The 18,076-nt window shown below is 55.5% G+C and carries 12 protein-coding genes and 1 pseudogene; 2 read left to right on the forward strand and 11 right to left on the reverse strand.

Annotated features, from left to right (window positions below):
- Positions 1–81: 81 nt before the first annotated feature.
- Positions 82–2,718, reverse strand: coding sequence for a mannosylglycerate hydrolase (gene mngB / locus ACOTYB_RS16140; protein WP_421765838.1), 2,637 nt, complete (start codon positions 2,716–2,718; stop codon positions 82–84).
- Positions 2,719–2,741: 23 nt separating this feature from the next.
- Positions 2,742–4,658 (reverse strand): annotated as a pseudogene (mngA, locus tag ACOTYB_RS16145) (PTS 2-O-a-mannosyl-D-glycerate transporter subunit IIABC).
- 171 nt (positions 4,659–4,829) lie between these two features.
- On the opposite strand from mngA, the gene ACOTYB_RS16150 reads away from it, so the two are divergent.
- Positions 4,830–5,546 (forward strand): GntR family transcriptional regulator, encoded by a 717-nt coding sequence (locus ACOTYB_RS16150; protein WP_409248957.1) that lies wholly within the window; start codon positions 4,830–4,832, stop codon positions 5,544–5,546.
- An 86-nt stretch (positions 5,547–5,632) separates the two neighbouring features.
- On the opposite strand, the gene sucD is transcribed toward ACOTYB_RS16150, so the two are convergent.
- The 8 genes from sucD to sdhC form a co-directional block, all read right to left on the reverse strand.
- Complete coding sequence (sucD, locus tag ACOTYB_RS16155) at positions 5,633–6,502, reverse strand: succinate--CoA ligase subunit alpha (RefSeq protein ID WP_003858609.1); 870 nt, start codon at positions 6,500–6,502, stop codon at positions 5,633–5,635.
- A complete protein-coding gene (gene sucC / locus ACOTYB_RS16160; protein ID WP_058656619.1) occupies positions 6,502–7,668 on the reverse strand; it encodes an ADP-forming succinate--CoA ligase subunit beta in 1,167 nt (388 codons plus the stop codon). The genes sucD and sucC overlap by 1 nt, the downstream gene beginning before the upstream one ends.
- A gap of 85 nt (positions 7,669–7,753) precedes the next feature.
- The gene (gene odhB / locus ACOTYB_RS16165) at positions 7,754–8,980 is read right to left on the reverse strand and encodes a 2-oxoglutarate dehydrogenase complex dihydrolipoyllysine-residue succinyltransferase (RefSeq protein ID WP_003858613.1); all 1,227 of its coding nucleotides are present in this window, start codon (positions 8,978–8,980) and stop codon (positions 7,754–7,756) included.
- Positions 8,981–8,994: 14 nt separating this feature from the next.
- Entirely contained in the window at positions 8,995–11,802 is a 2,808-nt protein-coding gene (gene sucA, locus ACOTYB_RS16170) for a 2-oxoglutarate dehydrogenase E1 component (protein WP_003858615.1), read from the reverse strand.
- A gap of 223 nt (positions 11,803–12,025) precedes the next feature.
- Positions 12,026–12,742 carry a succinate dehydrogenase iron-sulfur subunit SdhB gene (gene sdhB, locus ACOTYB_RS16175; RefSeq protein WP_003858617.1) on the reverse strand — a complete coding sequence of 239 codons (717 nt, stop codon included), beginning with the start codon at positions 12,740–12,742 and terminating at the stop codon, positions 12,026–12,028.
- Between the two features lie 15 nt (positions 12,743–12,757).
- Positions 12,758–14,524 carry a succinate dehydrogenase flavoprotein subunit gene (gene sdhA, locus ACOTYB_RS16180; RefSeq protein WP_003858619.1) on the reverse strand — a complete coding sequence of 589 codons (1,767 nt, stop codon included), beginning with the start codon at positions 14,522–14,524 and terminating at the stop codon, positions 12,758–12,760.
- Positions 14,524–14,871, reverse strand: a complete 348-nt coding sequence (gene sdhD, locus ACOTYB_RS16185) for a succinate dehydrogenase membrane anchor subunit (protein ID WP_220153653.1) — start codon at positions 14,869–14,871, stop codon at positions 14,524–14,526. The genes sdhA and sdhD overlap by 1 nt, the downstream gene beginning before the upstream one ends.
- Positions 14,865–15,269 carry a succinate dehydrogenase cytochrome b556 subunit gene (gene sdhC / locus ACOTYB_RS16190; RefSeq protein WP_220153867.1) on the reverse strand — a complete coding sequence of 135 codons (405 nt, stop codon included), beginning with the start codon at positions 15,267–15,269 and terminating at the stop codon, positions 14,865–14,867. The genes sdhD and sdhC overlap by 7 nt, the downstream gene beginning before the upstream one ends.
- A gap of 639 nt (positions 15,270–15,908) precedes the next feature.
- Between sdhC and ACOTYB_RS16195 the strand changes: the two genes are divergently transcribed.
- Positions 15,909–17,192 (forward strand): citrate synthase, encoded by a 1,284-nt coding sequence (locus ACOTYB_RS16195; RefSeq protein ID WP_003858624.1) that lies wholly within the window; start codon positions 15,909–15,911, stop codon positions 17,190–17,192.
- Between the two features lie 85 nt (positions 17,193–17,277).
- Here ACOTYB_RS16195 and nei read toward each other — a convergent pair whose 3' ends face one another.
- A complete protein-coding gene (gene nei / locus ACOTYB_RS16200; RefSeq protein WP_045896412.1) occupies positions 17,278–18,069 on the reverse strand; it encodes an endonuclease VIII in 792 nt (263 codons plus the stop codon).
- Positions 18,070–18,076: the final 7 nt, after the last annotated feature.

Here is an 18,076-nt window from a genome sequence, read left to right on the forward strand (position 1 = left end):
TAATCTTAAAATTAACACCCCTTCGTGACTATTTGATGAAATAAAGGCCGCAGGAATGCGGCCTTTATTTTATTTTGAGGATTACCTTTCAATTTTTATGCTGAAGGTACGTGACTGGCCTGGCCGGAAAGACCCCGTAATGGCTGAGCCCTCTTCCCCTTGCGCCTTGTACACCTCATTCATGTCCGTTTCGCAGCAGGCCTGGACCTCACGGTTCACAGACAAAGCCACGTCACAGGAGCGGGTCTCCGAAGGGTTGTACAGACGAAGAATCATCTCGTCACGATCCTCCGCTTTTTTCAGCACACTGAGTACGCATCCGTTAGGGGGCAGCGTTAGCAGGCTATAGCTACAGGGGGTGGTGAAAGAGGCGCGGTTAAGCTTCATCGCATCCCACGGAATTTTGTTATAACAGTGCACTGGCGTTAACCACGACTTCGCCTGCTGAGTAACACCAGCACTGACGGGCGTACCATTAAAACTGAACAGGCTAAAGCGACAGGTTAACTGGCCCCGCATCTGCGAATCAGGCACCGGCATTTTGATCCCGGACGGTCTGCCAGGGCGCAGAAGTAAGTCTTCCTTCCCAAGCACCCCCACGCCGCGAAGCAACGTCAGGGCAAACGTTTTTTGACGCTCGCCAGTCACTTCAAATTCGCGTAACCCTTCGGTAAACAGCGCCATCCCGTTACGCCGTTCCTGGAGCACCGCGTAGTTAAGCAGATTCCACACAGGCAGCGGCGCTTCCTTCCAGCCCTCCTCCTGCCAGTTCGCCATCGCTTCATCCTGTACAGGTCGCGTCAGCGAACCGAACTGGGTATCAGCTAACACCGTGTCTGTGGTGAAGGGCGTCGGGATCAACACCCGAACACGGTGGTCATCCGCGTGATTTCCGAGACGCGCCTCAATGTCGATACGTCGGCTGTTATGGCTGAGCGTGACCGTGAGCTCTGCCTCAAGCGTTCCCGTCTGCTGACGCGCAGAACGTTCAGCGAGATCCGCCGGCACCACCATGCGATGGCGGATCACCGCCCTGCTCTGCCAGACCTCGCGGATCACCTCAACCTCATGCTCGCCCTGCGCGGAAGTGAGTCTCCACTCTTCCCGTGAAGGCGAGTAGTCGTACTCATCGCCATCATCCGAGCTCTCTTCTATTTCCAGCGCGCGGTCATAGATAAGCCCGGACGCTTTATCGAGCAGACGCAGGGTGCCGTCGTCGTTTAACGTTATTTCCCAGAAAGCATTTTCCAGTAATGCCTCCGACGTTGTTTCTGGCGCCAGCAGCTTGCCAGCCACGTGCGGCTCGATATAGAGCGTGCGGTAACCCATTGATGGCAGGATCTGGTTGAGCTGGATATCAAACTCCATAAAGGGATCGTAGTTGCCGTAATGCACAATCTGCCGGTCTATTAAGCCGGGGTCGATTTCACGCGCGCTGCGCAGGCAGTAAGGGATTTCATTCCCCCTATCGTCCAGCAGGCGGAACTGGCTGGCGCGCAGACGTATCGTAGTGTTAATCACTTCCTCACGCGGCCAGGGCGTGAGGTTAAACATCACCAGTTTGTCTTCCTCGCACTGCGGCATGTTGTCGACAATCTTGCGCATATAGAAGCATGTCAGGTTATCGGCCATGTCTTCCGCCAGCTCGAAGCGTGACATCACCTCACGATGCACTTTGTCACTACAGCAGCAGCCGATACTGTCATGGGCGTGATTCTTGAGGATCTCTTTCCACATTTTTTCCAGCAAGCCGTGGTGATACTCAAAGCCCAGCGTCCAGGCAAGCGTGGCCAGCGGCTCAAGGACATTGACGATTTTATTCTCTATCCGGGCGTGGGCGATTTTGATGTCCATTCGCGTGGAGCCTATTGTCCGGTGCACCCGCATATATTTACCGTCAATAAACTCTCCTTTCAGCGTCGCCAGTTCATCGCGGTGCGCGTCAATGTGGTCAAACACCTCCTCGAAGCGGCTCATCACAAACTGACGCTGCGGATAGATTTCGCGCAGCTTATCCATCACCGCAAAGATGTTCTGCTGGAGCGGCATCTGATCATGGCCGTTAGGCAGCAAAATTTCTTTCGTCACGGAGGCTTTTTCCAGCACCTCGAAGTACGTGTCGAGCCGTTTGCGCAGCCCGGCCTCATCCTCCGGTAAGTACTTACCAATCGCGTAGCCCAGCGGCAGCACCTGTGCCGTCACTTCACTGCCGTCCTGACTTTGCCAGAGAAATTCGGTTTTATCGGTACCATGCCGCTCGGAACACCCACGCCAGAACATGGTGCGCGTGATGCCAAAACCGTTGTAAATGTGTGGCAGCTGGGAAGACATGCCGAAGGAGTCCGGCAGATAGCCAATTTTCATCGGCTCGCCAAAGGCCAGACAGTCGCGAATGCCGTACATCAGATTTCGGACAATCGACTCGCCGGAGACAAGGGTGGTGTCCGTCTGGGTATACCACGGCCCGATAATCAGCTTCCCGGCCGCCACCAGCGCCTTCGCGCGTGGCCTGTTTTCCGGTTTCACGGCAAAATAATCTTCCAGCACCGCCGTCTGGCCGTCGAGAACGTAGTATTTATACTCTGCGTCCTGCTCAAGACGGGTAAGGATCTCTTCCATATTATTGACCAGAAGAATACGTGACGCTTCGGTGGTGAAGTACCACTCCCGGTCCCAGTGCATATGTGGCGTGATATGAACGCGTGATACAGCTTTCATCTTCGTTTCCTGTCAGTGCGTGTTTAGGATGTTATGTCTTCAGTCAAGTAGGTGCCGCTCTTCACGGCCTGGCGTCGCCAGAGGAGTAAAATGAGCGTAGAGATTGCGGCGCCAATCAGCGCGGCGCCAAACCAGCCGGCAGCGGCCATCACGCCACCCAGCCCGGCATCATGCAGTAAGAAGAGAGAGAAAATGCCCGCGCCCGGGGTGGATAGCCCAATCCCCATCGCCCCGACAATCGCTCCGGTCGCCATTGACACAAGAACAAATGAGCCGATGACCCGCAACGGATCCTCGATAGCCATCGGAATTGCTCCTTCGGTGATGCCCGCCAGCCCCAGCAGCCAGGTGGACTTGCCGGTTTCAATTTCGAACTGTTTGAACAGGTTCGGAGCCAGCATCGTTGATGCCGTCACGGTAAAGGCCGATACCATTTTGACGGAGGCAAAAATCGCATAAGGCCCGTATACGCCATTGGCCATCGCCCCCAGACAGAACGCGTAAGAGGCTTTGTTGACCGGACCGCCCAGATCGAACGAGCACATAAAGCCCAGGATCGCCCCCAGCAGCAGCGCGTTCGCGCCGGACAGACCGTTAAGCCAGGCGGTGAGGGCGTTATTGATCCAGGCCACCGGTTCGCCGATCACAAACAGCATCAGGCTGCCTGCGCCCAGCACGCCAATCACCGGATAAAGATAAAAGGTCAGAAAGCCGTTGTAGCGGCTACTCAGCCGGATGTGGTTTTTCACCCAGCGCATCAGGTAGCCCGCAATCAGCCCGCCGACGATGGCCCCCAGAAAGCCGGAGCCGATCATATTGGCGGCAAGACCCGCCGCAAAGCCTGGCGTTAGCGCAGGTTTATCCGCCAGCGAGTAAGCGGTGTAGGCCGCCAGAACAGGCACCATCAGAATACCGAGCATCCCGCCGCCCAGTTTGCGGTACATCCACAGCCACGAATTTTCCTAATCGAACAGATGCTGCAAGCCCAGGATTTGCGCCAGCAGTACCGACACGGCCAGCACCGTGCCGCCAGCGACAATCAGCGGCACCGCAAAGGAGATACCGCTGAGCAGCGCCTGCTTGAGTTCGGTTTTAACGCACTTTTTCGCGTCCGTGTCGACGTGCGCAGGACGCGCATCGGATACAGGCTGTAGCGCCAGCGCACGCTCAATGAGCGCTTCCGCATGGCGCAAGGGTTCCGCGACGGGCACGGAAATGGCAGGGATCCCCTGAAAACGCTCGCGCTCTTCAATCGCCACTTCCGCCGCGAAGATACACGCTTTTGCCTCCTGCAACTGCTGCGCGGTGATGCGCCCCTCAATACCGTTTGCCCCCTGCTTTTCGACCACCACATTGACGCCGAGCTTTCGTCCCGCTTTTTCGAGATATTCCGCTGCCATGTAGGTATGGGCGATCCCGGCCGGACAGGCGGTAACGCAGACGATCGTCGGGGCATTCTCCGCAACGGCGGTTTCTTGCGCGTCAGGCGCCGTTTCCAGCGCCGCAAGCACCGCTTCAGCGCTGGTCGCCGTCATCACGCGGCCCCTGAGATCGTCATCCGCCAGGCGAGACGTCAGTTCCGTCAGGACCTGAATATGCGTTGACCCCGCTTGTGCGGGAGGAATGGCGAGCAAAAAAATCAGCTCGACCTCCTCCGGTCCGTCCACGCCTTCCCAGGCCAGCGGCTCACACAGTGTGGCCACGGCAAAAGCCGCTTCCTTTACCGCCGCTGATTTACCATGAGGTACGGCCAGTCCCTCGCCCAGCGCCGTCGGGCCAAGCGATTCGCGATGGAAAACCTCTGCCAGAAACGTATCGGCGTCGGCTATTTTGCCCAACGCTACCAGCCGCGTCGCAAGCTGACGGATTGCCTCATCACGGCTGGTAAACTGCGCCTGCACGCAGACAGCACGGGGGTCGGTCAGAGTCGTCAGGTTCATAAAGATCCTCACCTATCCAAAGTTATTGTGTGGGGAGGATTGTGGCAGAGCGAATAATACATTTATGTGATCATTTTCACTAACACCGAAATTTGTATCTTATTTGTATTATTTACAAATCAGACACTGAAGGCATAATTCCCTGAAAAGGTATTAAATAGGCGTGACCCAATGGGCAATAAACCGATGTACCGGCAGATCGCCAATGCGTTCCGCGAGAAAATTAATGCCGGTGAGTTAAAACCGGGCGACGCGCTGCCGACAGAATCCAGCCTTCAGGAGGCGTTTAGCGTCAGCCGTGTCACCGTGCGGCAGGCGTTGAAGCTGCTCGCCGACGAGCAGATCATCGAAAGCATTCAGGGCAGCGGCTCGTATGTAAAAGAGGAGCGGGTGAATTACGATATTTATCAGCTTACCGGCTTTTACGAAAAACTGGCGGATCGCAACGTTGATACGCACAGCGACGTCAGCGTCTTCGAAGTGGTGAAAGCCGATGAGCGGCTCGCGGCAAAACTGGCGCTCAATCCAAATGATAAGGTCTGGCACGTCAAGCGCGTACGCTTCATCAGGGAAAAGCCGGTGAATCTGGAAGAGACATGGATGCCGCTGGCGATGTTCCCCGACCTCACCTGGGAAGTGATGGAACAGTCGAAATACCATTACATTGAGCAGATCAAAAAGATGGTTATCGATCGCAGCGAGCAGGAGCTGGTGCCAGTCATGCCATCGGACGAGGCGATTGCCGCCCTGGCGCTCGATCCGGCAAAACCGATTCTGGAAAAAGTCTCCCGCGGCTTTCTGAAAGACGGCCGGGTATTTGAGTACAGTCGCAACGTGTTTAACTCCGACGACTATAAATTCACTCTGGTGGCTAAACGCAGACAATAAAAAAAGGCCGCTTTACAGCGGCCAACCATGTCGAAACGGACATTTTTTTATACTTCAACGCGCCCCATACGGGGAGCAGAGAGGACTCACTTAATGATGGATTTCAGTGCTTCACCGATATCCGCCAGGCTGCGAACGGTTTTCACACCTGCGGCTTCCAGTGCTGCGAATTTCTCATCAGCCGTACCTTTACCGCCTGCGATAATCGCGCCCGCGTGACCCATACGTTTGCCTTTCGGCGCGGTCACACCCGCGATGTAACCCACCACCGGCTTGGTCACATGATCTTTGATGTAAGCAGCCGCTTCTTCTTCCGCGCTACCACCGATCTCACCGATCATCACGATCGCTTCGGTCTGTGGATCTTCCTGGAACAGCTTCAGGATGTCGATGAAGTTAGAGCCCGGGATCGGGTCACCGCCGATGCCCACGCAGGTGGACTGGCCGAAACCGTAGTCGGTGGTCTGCTTAACCGCTTCATAGGTCAGGGTACCGGAACGGGACACAATGCCCACTTTGCCTGGGCGATGAATGTGGCCCGGCATGATGCCGATTTTGCATTCGCCCGGGGTGATAACGCCTGGGCAGTTCGGGCCGATCATGCGCACGCCTGCTTCGTCCAGCTTCACCTTCACGGTCAGCATATCCAGCGTCGGGATACCTTCGGTGATGGTGATGATCAGCTTAATGCCTGCGTCGATCGCTTCCAGAATAGAGTCTTTGCAGAACGGCGCCGGAACGTAGATCACGGTCGCGGTTGCGCCCGTCGCTTCTACCGCTTCACGCACGGTGTTGAACACCGGCAGGCCCAGGTGGGTGGTGCCGCCTTTACCTGGCGTTACGCCGCCAACCATCTGCGTGCCGTAGGCAATTGCCTGTTCGGAGTGGAAAGTCCCCTGGCTACCGGTGAAGCCCTGGCAGATAACCTTGGTATCTTTATTAATTAAAACGGACATTATTTCCCCTCCACTGCGGCAACAACCTGCTGAGCTGCATCCGTCAGACTTTTCGCTGCAATAATATTCAGGCCGCTGTCAGCCAGTTTTTTCGCGCCGAGTTCAGCGTTGTTCCCTTCCAGACGTACAACAACCGGAACGTTAACGCCTACTTCTTCTACCGCGCCGATGATACCGTCGGCGATCAGGTCGCAACGGACGATGCCGCCGAAGATGTTAACCAGAACGGCCTTCACGTTGTCGTCGGAGAGAATGATTTTGAACGCTTCGGTTACGCGCTCTTTGGTTGCGCCACCGCCCACGTCAAGGAAGTTCGCTGGCTCACCGCCGTGCAGCTTAACGATGTCCATGGTGCCCATTGCCAGACCCGCACCGTTAACCATGCAGCCGATGTTGCCATCCAGCGCCACGTAGTTCAGTTCCCACTGTGCAGCCTGCGCTTCACGCGGATCTTCCTGAGACTGGTCGCGCATTTCGCGCAGATCGGACTGGCGGAACAGCGCGTTGCCGTCAGCGCCCAGCTTGCCGTCGAGGCAGATCAGGTCGCCCTGGGTGGTGATCACCAGCGGGTTGATCTCGATCAGCGCCAGATCGCGCTCCAGGAAGATGGTCGCCAGACCCATGAAGATCTTGGTGAACTGCTGAACCAGCTTGCCTTCCAGACCCAGTTTGAACGCCAGCTCACGACCCTGGTAAGGCATTGGGCCCGCCAGCGGATCGATAGCCACTTTGTGGATCAGGTGCGGGGTCTCTTCCGCCACTTTTTCGATTTCCACACCGCCTTCGGTAGACGCCATGAACACCACGCGACGGGAGCTACGGTCTACGACTGCGCCGAGGTACAGTTCTTTCGCGATGTCGGTCGCCGCTTCAACCAGGATCTGGTTAACCGGCTGGCCGTTCGCATCTGTCTGGTAGGTTACCAGACGCTTGCCGAGCCAATGTTCAGCAAACGCACGGATCTCTTCTTTGCTCTTAACAACCTTCACACCGCCCGCTTTACCACGGCCACCAGCGTGAACCTGACATTTAACTACCCACGGGCCGGCACCGATTTTAGACGCGGCTTCTTCTGCTTCACGCGGGGTAGTACAGGCATAACCCACCGGAGCCGGTAAGCCATACCGGGCAAACAGCTGTTTGGCCTGATATTCATGTAAGTTCATGTGTTCTATCCATCCTTCAGGTAATCGTTAGGTAGTGCTTTTGTAGGCCCGACAAGCAACGCGCCGCCGGGCAAGACTGCAAAAACTAGACGTCCAGCAGCAGACGCGTTGGATCTTCCAGCAGCTCTTTAATGGCAACCAGGAAGCCTACGGACTCGCGGCCGTCGATCAGGCGGTGATCGTAAGAGAGCGCCAGGTACATCATCGGCAGGATCTCCACTTTACCGTCTACCGCCATTGGACGATCTTTAATGGCGTGCATACCCAGGATCGCGCTCTGCGGCGGGTTGATGATCGGGGTAGACATCAGCGAGCCGAACACACCGCCGTTGGTAATGGTGAAGTTACCGCCGGTCAGGTCCTCAACGGTCAGCTTGCCGTCGCGGCCTTTCACGGCCAGCTCTTTGATTTTCTTCTCAATGTCAGCCATACCCAGGGTATCTACGTCACGCAGAACCGGGGTCACCAGGCCGCGTGGAGTAGAAACCGCCATGCTGACATCGAAGTAGTTGTGGTAAACCACGTCATCGCCATCGATAGACGCGTTCACTTCCGGGTAGCGTTTCAGCGCTTCAACTACCGCTTTCACGTAGAAGGACATGAAGCCCAGACGGATACCGTGACGTTTTTCAAACGCGTCACCGTACTGCTTGCGCAGGTCCATGATTGGTTTCATGTTGACTTCGTTGAAGGTAGTCAGCATCGCGGTGGAATTTTTCGCTTCCAGCAGACGCTCGGCCACGCGCTTACGCAGGCGGGTCATTGGCACGCGTTTTTCGCTACGTGCGCCCAGAGCGGGCTGTGCCGCTGGTGCTGCCGCAGGGGCTTTCGCTTCCGCTTTCGCCTCAGAAGGCGCTTTTGCCAGATGCTTGTCGATGTCTTCGCGCGTCAGACGGCCACCCACGCCGGTGCCTTTGATGGCTGCCGGATCGAGGCTGTGCTCAGCCAGCAGGCGACGGATCGCCGGGCTGAGCGCGTCGTTGGTCTGATCGGACAGAGACGCCTGCTGGCGCTGGGCCGGGGTAGACGCTTTTTCTTCAGATTTGGCGCTGGACTCTTTGCCCGCGCTGTTACCTTCACGCAGGCGACCCAGGATCTGGCGAGAAGTGACGGTCGTACCTTCATCTTCCAGGACTGCATCCAGAATGCCATCCGCTGAAGCCGGTACTTCCAGTACCACTTTGTCAGTTTCGATTTCTACCAGCACTTCGTCACGTGTTACCGCGTCGCCTGGTTTTTTGTGCCAGGTGGCGACGGTTGCATCTGCTACGGACTCAGGCAGGTCGGGAACAAGAATATCTACGCTACTCATTATGTATCCTTTAATTAATCGACGTTCAGCGCGTCATTGACCAGATCTTGTTGCTGCTTCTGGTGAACGGACATATACCCTACCGCCGGAGAGGCGGAGGCCGGGCGACCTGCATAACGCAGGGCAGACCCAAATGGAATCACTTCACGGAAATGATGCTGGCTGCAATACCATGCGCCCTGGTTGAGCGGCTCTTCCTGGCACCAGACAAAATCATGAACGTGAGCGTACTGTTTCAGCACTTCCTGCATCGCCTGATGCGGGAACGGATAAAGCTGTTCGATACGCACGATGGCGACATCTTTCTGATCGTTCTTACGGCGCTGTTCCAGCAGGTCGTAATAAACCTTACCAGAACACATTACGACACGCTTAACGGCCTGCGGATCCAGCTCGTCAATTTCACCGATGGCCGGCAGGAAGGTGCCGTTTGCCAGCTCTTCCAGGCTGGAGACCGCCAGTGGATGGCGCAGCAGGGATTTTGGCGACATGACTACCAGCGGACGGCGCATACCGCGCAGCGCCTGACGACGCAGCATGTGGTAAACCTGAGCTGGGGTCGACGGCACGCAAACCTGCATGTTCTGCTCGGCGCAGAGTTGCAGATAACGCTCCAGACGCGCGGAGGAGTGCTCCGGCCCTTGTCCTTCATAGCCGTGCGGCAGCAGCATCACCAGACCGCACATACGGCCCCACTTCTGCTCACCGGAGGAGATGAACTGGTCGATAACCACCTGCGCACCGTTGGCGAAGTCACCGAACTGCGCTTCCCAGATTGTCAGGGTGCGGGGTTCTGCGGTGGCATAGCCGTATTCGAAGGCCAGAACCGCTTCTTCTGACAGCACGGAGTCCCAGACCTTGAACTGGCCCTGACCGTTATGCACGTGCTGAAGCGGAGTATACGTTGAACCATTAGACTGGTTGTGTACAACCGCATGACGGTGGAAGAAGGTGCCACGACCCGCATCTTCACCGGACAGACGAACCGGAATACCTTCGTCAACCAGCGTCGCATAGGCCAGCGTTTCCGCGCCGCCCCAGTCGAACAGCTTCTCACCCGCCGCCATTGCCTGGCGATCGCCATAGATCTTGGCCACGCGGGACTGCATCTCGATCGCTTCCGGCACGGTGCTGATGCGTTTAGCCAGCTCCTGCAAACGCTTCATCTCAACCTTGTTCGGGTAGCTCTCGTCCCACTCGTGGTTGAGGTACGGCGACCAGGTAAAGGAGTGCATGTTCATTGGACGCAGCTCTTTCACTACGCATTCACCCGCGTCCAGCGCGTCGCGGTAGAGGTTGACCATCTCGGTCGCATCTTCCAGCGTCGCCACTTTTTCGCTTTCCAGCTTGTCAGCATAGATTTTACGCGGCGTCGGATGTTTTTTGATTTTCTGGTACATCAGCGGCTGGGTTGCACTTGGCTCATCCGCTTCGTTGTGGCCGTGACGGCGGTAGCAGAAGAGGTCAATGAACACGTCGCGCTTGAAGGTGTTACGGAAGTCCAGCGCCAGACGGGTAACGAAAGCAACGGCTTCAGGATCATCCGCGTTAACGTGGAAAATTGGCGCCTGAACCATTTTACCGATGTCGGTGCAGTACGGGGTGGAACGCGCATCCAGCGGGTTAGAGGTGGTGAAGCCCACCTGGTTGTTGATTACGATGCGAACGGTACCGCCCACTTCATAACCACGCGCTTTCGACATGTTCAGGGTTTCCTGAACCACGCCCTGCCCCGTGACCGCCGCATCACCGTGAATGGTGATTGGCAGCACTTTATTGCTGCTCGGCTCGTCCAGACGATCCAGACGCGCACGCACGGAACCGATAACCACCGGGCTAACGATTTCCAGGTGCGACGGGTTAAATGCCAGCGCCAGGTGAACCTGACCGCCCTCGGTTTCGATATCAGACGAGAAGCCCATATGGTACTTCACGTCACCGGTGCCGAGGTGCTCTTTATGTTTACCCGCAAATTCGTCGAACAGATCCTGCGGCTTTTTACCCAGCACGTTAACCAGCACGTTAAGGCGTCCACGGTGCGCCATGCCCAGCACCACTTCGCGCGTACCGCTCTTACCGGCATGACGAATCAGCTCTTTCAGCATCGGGACTAACGCATCGCCGCCCTCCAGTGAGAAGCGTTTTGCGCCAGGGAATTTCGCGCCCAGATAGCGCTCAAGGCCTTCCGCTGCGGTCAGTTCGCTGAGGAAACGTTTTTTCTCTTCTGCTGAGAAATTCGCGTGGCCTGCCACGGATTCGATACGCTGCTGGATCCAGCGTTTCTCTTCGGTGGAGGTAATGTGCATATATTCCGCGCCGATGGAGCCGCAGTAGGTTTGCTTGAGCGCGTCAATTAGATCGCCCAGCTTCATCGTGTCTTTGCCGATGGCAAAAGAACCTACGTTAAAGCTTTCCTGGAAATCGGCCTCGGTCAGATCGTGATAAGCCGGATCGAGATCCGCTACACGTTCCTGCTGCCACAGTCCCAGCGGATCGAGATTCGCATGCTGGTGACCACGGAAGCGATAAGCGTTGATAAGTTGCAGGACTTTTACCTGCTTCGCATTGGTGTCAGGGTCGGAAATCGCAGAAGAGTAACGTGAGGCATCCTTCGCCAGACGACGGAAATAATCACGTGTTTTTGAATGGAATTGATCCGGTTTGACCCCTGTACCAGGCAACTGCTGGAACATGGAACGCCAGTTTGCGTCCACTGAGTCAGGATCGGTTAAGAAGTCTTCATAGAGCTGTTCTATCCAGCTCTGGTTTGAACCAGAGAGGTAAGAAGAGTCCAGCCAGGCTTTCATTGCGCCGTTCTGCATCGTGATCCCTTAAGCATTTTTATGCTTACTTTCGCCGTAGAAACTACCACGCACACCACGTGTACGTGCCGGGGTTCACCTGCGAGCTCTTTTCATTTGGCCCGCGAAGGAACCTTTAGAAACTGTCTAAACTTCAGGGCAGTTTTTAAAGGTTTCTGCAATCTGTCCCCTCTCCCTTTGGGAGAGGGTTAGGGTGAGGGGAACAGCGCTCCCCTCTCACTATTTACGCACTGCGCTGCAACAACATCGACTTAATATGACCGATGGCGCGCGTTGGGTTCAGCCCCTTAGGACACACACTGACGCAGTTCATGATGCTATGGCAGCGGAATACGCTGAAAGCGTCACTTAGCCCTTCCAGACGATTCTCGGTTTCGGTATCGCGGCTGTCGATCAGGAAGCGATAGGCAGCCAGCAGACCCGCAGGGCCGATAAATTTATCCGGATTCCACCAGAACGACGGGCATGACGTTGAACAGCATGCACAGAGAATACACTCGTACAACCCATCGAGTTTTTCACGCTGCTCAGGAGACTGTAAGTGCTCGCGAGCGGGTGGATTTTGCCCATTATTCAATAAGTAAGGCTTAATCTTCTCATATTGTGCATAGAATTGCCCCATGTCCACCACCAAATCACGCACGACCGGCAGGCCAGGCAGAGGACGGATAACAATTTTCTGGCCAGGGCGGTTTAGCGCAGAAATTGGCGTGATGCAGGCCAGGCCATTTTTGCCGTTCATGTTCACACCGTCAGAACCACACACCCCTTCACGGCAGGAGCGGCGGAACGACAGAGTAGGATCTTTCTCTTTCAGCTGGATTAAGGCATCCAGCAGCATCATGTCACGACCTTCTTCCGCTTCGAGGGTGTAATCCTGCATACGCGGAGCATCGTCTACATCCGGGTTATAACGATAAACTGAGAATTCGAGTTTCATTATCCTGTCTCCGCATTAGTAAGTACGAATCTTCGGCGGGAACGCCGGACGCAGTTTCGGTTCCATATTAACGCTACGACGCGTCATGGTTTCCGACTCTGGCAGATACAGGGAATGGCACAGCCAGTTTTCGTCATCACGATCCGGGAAGTCGAAGCGGCTATGGGCGCCACGGCTTTCGGTACGGAAGTTTGCCGACATCGCAGTGGCGAACGCGGTTTCCATCAGGTTATCCAGCTCAAGGCACTCAACGCGCTGGGTGTTGAACTCGCTGGAGGTATCGTCCAGACGGGCATTCTTCAGACGCTCGCGAATCGCTTTCAGCTGCTCAAGCCCTTTGGCCATCGCGTCACCTTCACGGAATACCGAGAAGTTGTGCTGCATACACTCTTGCAGCGCTTTACGAATTTCCACCGGATCTTCGCCGTTACGGTTGCCGTTCCAGCGGTTGAGGCGCTCAAGAGAGGCATCGATTTCGTCGTCGGTCGCATCACGCAGCGCGCCCTGCTCGGCAATAGATTCCTGAAGATGCAGCCCCACCGCACGACCAAATACCACCAGGTCCAGCAGGGAGTTGCCGCCCAGACGGTTTGCGCCGTGCACGGATACGCAGGCTATTTCGCCTACCGCGAACAGGCCTGGGATGACCACGTCTTCGCCCTGCTCGTTCACGGTCAGCGCCTGACCGGTCACTTTGGTCGGAATACCGCCCATCATGTAGTGACAGGTTGGGATAACCGGAATTGGCTCTTTCACCGGGTCGACGTGCGCGAAGGTGCGGGACAGCTCCAGAATGCCCGGCAGACGGGATTCCAGCACTTCTTTACCCAGATGGTCGAGTTTCAGCTTCGCGTGTGGACCCCAAGGGCCGTCACAGCCGCGGCCTTCACGAATTTCGATCATGATGGAACGCGCCACCACGTCACGGCCCGCCAGGTCTTTCGCGTTTGGCGCATAACGCTCCATGAAGCGCTCGCCATGTTTGTTCAGCAGGTAGCCACCTTCACCACGGCAGCCTTCTGTCACCAGTACGCCCGCCCCGGCGATACCGGTTGGGTGGAACTGCCACATCTCCATGTCCTGGACCGGCACGCCCGCGCGGATAGCCATACCGACACCATCACCGGTGTTGATGTGGGCGTTGGTGGTGGACTGGTAAATACGGCCTGCACCGCCGGTCGCCAGCACCGTAGCGCGGGCTTTGAAGTAGACCACTTCACCAGTTTCGATGCACAGGGCGGTACAACCCACCACGGCGCCATCGGCGTTTTTCACCAGATCCAGCGCATACCACTCGGAGAAGATGGTGGTGTGGTTTTTCAGGTTCTGCTGATATAGCGTGTGCAGCAGCGCGTGGCCGGTACGGTCAGCCGCCGCTGCGGTACGTGCCGCCTGCTCGCCGCCGAAGTTTTTCGACTGGCCGCCAAACGGACGCTGATAGATGGTGCCATTTTCCAGACGGGAGAACGGCAGACCCATGTGGTCCAGCTCCAGAATCGCTTCCGGGCCGGTTTTACACATATATTCGATGGCATCCTGGTCACCGATGTAATCGGAACCTTTTACCGTATCGTACATGTGCCATTCCCAGTTATCTTCATGGGAATTACCCAGCGCAACGGTGATACCGCCTTGCGCAGACACTGTGTGGGAACGGGTCGGAAATACTTTAGAGAGCAGCGCACAGGTCTGGCCGCTCTGGGAAATTTGCAGTGCGGCGCGCATACCTGCGCCACCCGCACCAATCACAACAGCATCAAATTCTCTGACTGGCAGTTTCATTACACACCCCACACCACAACAAATCCATAAATGACGTAAACCAGCAGAGCAACAACAATAATCAGTTGCAGCGGAAGGCGAATCGCCAGCGGTTTAACGTAATCGGTCAACACCTGCCACATGCCAATCCAGGCATGAATAAGGATGGAGAACAGGGCCAGCAGGGTGAACACTTTGGTGAGGGCCGATCCGAAGAAACCACTCCAGATTTCCCACGTCAGCGTCCCGCTGGTCGCGAAGAAACCGATCATATAGATGATGTAAAGGGTGAGAACGATGGCGGTAGCACGGACCAGGATGAAGTCATGTACGCCGTTGCGTCCTAATGCGGAGGCGTTGCTTACCATACGAGAACTCCTGCGAGAAGTGAAAGCACGACAGTGATCACAAATGAAATGTTAGCGGTACGTTTACCGGCCTCGAACGTCTCTTCCAGGTAGCCAAAGTCCATCAGCATATGGCGAACGCCACCAACCACGTGATAGGCCAGCGCGGTCAGAATGCCCCACATGATAAATTTCACGAAGAAGCTGTTCATGATGGCTGAGGCCTGGAGGAATCCTTCAGGGGATGAGAGGCTGGTTCCCAGTAACCACAGCAAGATACCGACCGCCACAAACGTAATCACACCAGAAACACGGTGCAGAATGGACGCTATTGCTGTTACAGGGAATCGGATCGCTTTGAGATCCAGATTGACAGGTCTTTGTTTTTTCACATTTCTTATCATGAATAACGCCCACATGCTGTTCTTATTGTTTCCTTCCTCCGGACTGCGATGCGGGTCAGACAGCGTTCCTTTTCTATAACTGCGCGTCATGCAAAACATTGCTTCCAAATGCTTAAACGACACGTTACAACGCTGGGTGGCTCGGGATTGCAGGGTGTTCCGGAGACCTGGCGGCAGTATAGGCCGTTCACAAAATCATTACAATTAACCTACATACAGTTTGTTGGGTTTTCTCTGGAACAGTGATCGGGGTCACGATAACAACATCTTTTTAATTTTTAATCATCTAATTTGACAAATGTTAAACAATATTGTTACAAACGTCATCAGAAAAGGCATATAATGCGCAAAAGTTATGAGGTCTCTCTTTCACCTGACAAATAGTTATGTAACAGTGTGATGGTATTGACCGAAGTTATCAGGACAGTTATTAGTGATATACAGGTTTGAATAATTCGGACTGCAAAAACGCTGATTTGCTGTTGTTTCACTGATATTTCATTCGTTTACCTGCAAGGCGCCATAGCTCTGTACCCTGGTTTCTCCTCGTGAGCTGAGCGGTAAGCCAAATAACAATCTGGTAACGATGATTAACAGCTGAAAGCAAATCCGGTAAAGCGCAGTCTTAAGCATAAGGCGCTAAGGAGACCGTAAATGGCTGATACAAAGGCAAAACTCACCCTAAATGGTGATGATGCTATTGAACTGGATGTGCTAAAAGGCACGCTCGGTCAGGATGTTATTGATATCCGTACGCTGGGTTCCAAAGGGGTATTCACCTTTGACCCTGGATTCACCTCCACCGCATCTTGCGAATCCAAAATCACCTACATTGACGGTGACGAAGGTATCCTGCTCCATCGCGGCTTCCCCATCGATCAGTTAGCCACCGAATCCAACTATCTGGAAGTGTGCTACATCCTGCTGAACGGCGAAAAACCGACGCAGGCTCAATACGATGAATTTAAAACCACCGTGACCCGTCACACCATGATCCATGAGCAGATTACCCGTCTGTTCCATGCGTTCCGTCGTGACTCTCATCCGATGGCGGTTATGTGCGGTATTACCGGTGCGCTGGCGGCGTTCTACCACGATTCTCTGGACGTGAATAACCCACGTCACCGTGATATCGCGGCGTTCCGTCTGCTCTCCAAAATGCCTACCATGGCGGCGATGTGTTACAAATACTCTATCGGTCAGCCGTTTGTGTATCCACGCAACGACCTCTCCTACGCGGGTAACTTCCTGCGCATGATGTTCTCCACGCCGTGCGAAGAGTATGAAGTGAACCCGGTGCTGGAACGCGCGATGGACCGTATTCTGATCCTGCACGCTGACCACGAACAGAACGCCTCGACCTCTACCGTCCGTACCGCAGGCTCTTCCGGCGCGAACCCGTTCGCCTGTATCGCTGCGGGTATCGCCTCCCTGTGGGGACCGGCGCACGGCGGCGCGAACGAAGCAGCACTGAAGATGCTGGAAGAGATCAGCTCCGTTGAGCATATTCCTGAGTTCGTGCGCCGCGCGAAAGACAAGAATGACTCCTTCCGTCTGATGGGCTTCGGTCATCGTGTTTACAAAAACTACGACCCTCGCGCGACCGTCATGCGTGAGACCTGCCACGAAGTGCTGAAAGAGCTGGGCACCAAAGATGATCTGCTGGAAGTGGCGATGGAGCTGGAACACATCGCACTGAACGACCCGTACTTCATCGAGAAGAAACTCTACCCGAACGTCGATTTCTACTCTGGCATTATTCTGAAAGCGATGGGCATTCCGTCTTCCATGTTCACCGTGATCTTCGCCATGGCGCGTACCGTGGGCTGGATTGCGCACTGGAACGAAATGCACAGCGAAGGCATGAAAATCGCCCGTCCTCGTCAGCTGTATACCGGCTACGAGCAGCGTGATTTTAAGTCTGACCTGAAGCGCTAAAAGTTAAGCCCGGTGGCGCTACCGCTTACCGGGCCTACAAATACGAAACGTAGGCCGGGTAAGGCGTAGCCGCCACCCGGCTTTTTTATTTTTGACAATGTGGACACCAGTAAAAGGGTCTCGAAGAGAGCATAATCCTGTCGATAATCCCGCCGCACCGCTCGCACTTCTTCCCCGCCCGATGAAACACCTTGAACCGGAACAGCGCCCCGTGGTGCTTGTTTTCATCTACGATGCCACGCGTGTTGTACGACAGCCGCGGGATGTCCAGCAGCGCGTGGGACAGCGCCTCCAGCTGTTCATCGCTCAGCTGAGAAGCTTTGTGCTGCGGTGCCAGCCCGACTTCCCAGAGGATCTCCACCCGCAGGTAGTTGCCAAGCCCGGCGAGAAAGGCCTGGTCAAGGAACAGGCCGGAAAACTGCCGGTTGCGGAATGTGGGCGATAGCAGCCGGGCCTTCACATCGCTCGCCGTCAGGCGCATATCCAGCACGTCCGGCCCAACCCGCTTTAAGAACGGGTGCGTGAGCAACTGCTCCGGCGTTAACATTTCGATATCAGAAGCGCTGTAGAGCAGGATCGCCTTATCCGCCGTTTGTAGCCGCACGCGCAGCACGCGGGTCGTTTGCGGCTGCTCGTCCGCTTCCACCACCCGCCAGACACCGTAAAGCTGATTATGGCTATATAACGTCAGGTTATGGGAAAAGTGGGTGAGTAACGCTTTGCCGCGCGTTTCAATATGGGTCACCGTCTGTCCCACCAGCTGCGCTTCAAACGGTTTGAGTTGAGGAAAGGCAAACCAGACGTGTGTCAGAGGTTTGCCCTTTATCGCCGCCTCCAGGCTATCCGCCGCGCGGCGGATCTCCGGACCTTCTGGCATGTTATTG

It is taken from the genome of Enterobacter cloacae complex sp. IR5450, assembly GCF_049238665.1.
In the GTDB taxonomy this organism is placed as follows: Bacteria; Pseudomonadota; Gammaproteobacteria; order Enterobacterales; family Enterobacteriaceae; genus Enterobacter; species Enterobacter hormaechei_C.

Coding starts and splice junctions, on each gene's coding strand:
- mngB (WP_421765838.1), bottom strand. CDS start 2,718: ATGAAAGCTGTATCACGCGTTCATATCACGCCACATATGCACTGGGAC.
- ACOTYB_RS16150 (WP_409248957.1), top strand. CDS start 4,830: ATGGGCAATAAACCGATGTACCGGCAGATCGCCAATGCGTTCCGCGAG.
- sucD (WP_003858609.1), bottom strand. CDS start 6,502: ATGTCCGTTTTAATTAATAAAGATACCAAGGTTATCTGCCAGGGCTTC.
- sucC (WP_058656619.1), bottom strand. CDS start 7,668: ATGAACTTACATGAATATCAGGCCAAACAGCTGTTTGCCCGGTATGGC.
- odhB (WP_003858613.1), bottom strand. CDS start 8,980: ATGAGTAGCGTAGATATTCTTGTTCCCGACCTGCCTGAGTCCGTAGCA.
- sucA (WP_003858615.1), bottom strand. CDS start 11,802: ATGCAGAACGGCGCAATGAAAGCCTGGCTGGACTCTTCTTACCTCTCT.
- sdhB (WP_003858617.1), bottom strand. CDS start 12,742: ATGAAACTCGAATTCTCAGTTTATCGTTATAACCCGGATGTAGACGAT.
- sdhA (WP_003858619.1), bottom strand. CDS start 14,524: ATGAAACTGCCAGTCAGAGAATTTGATGCTGTTGTGATTGGTGCGGGT.
- sdhD (WP_220153653.1), bottom strand. CDS start 14,871: ATGGTAAGCAACGCCTCCGCATTAGGACGCAACGGCGTACATGACTTC.
- sdhC (WP_220153867.1), bottom strand. CDS start 15,269: ATGTGGGCGTTATTCATGATAAGAAATGTGAAAAAACAAAGACCTGTC.
- ACOTYB_RS16195 (WP_003858624.1), top strand. CDS start 15,909: ATGGCTGATACAAAGGCAAAACTCACCCTAAATGGTGATGATGCTATT.
- nei (WP_045896412.1), bottom strand. CDS start 18,069: ATGCCAGAAGGTCCGGAGATCCGCCGCGCGGCGGATAGCCTGGAGGCG.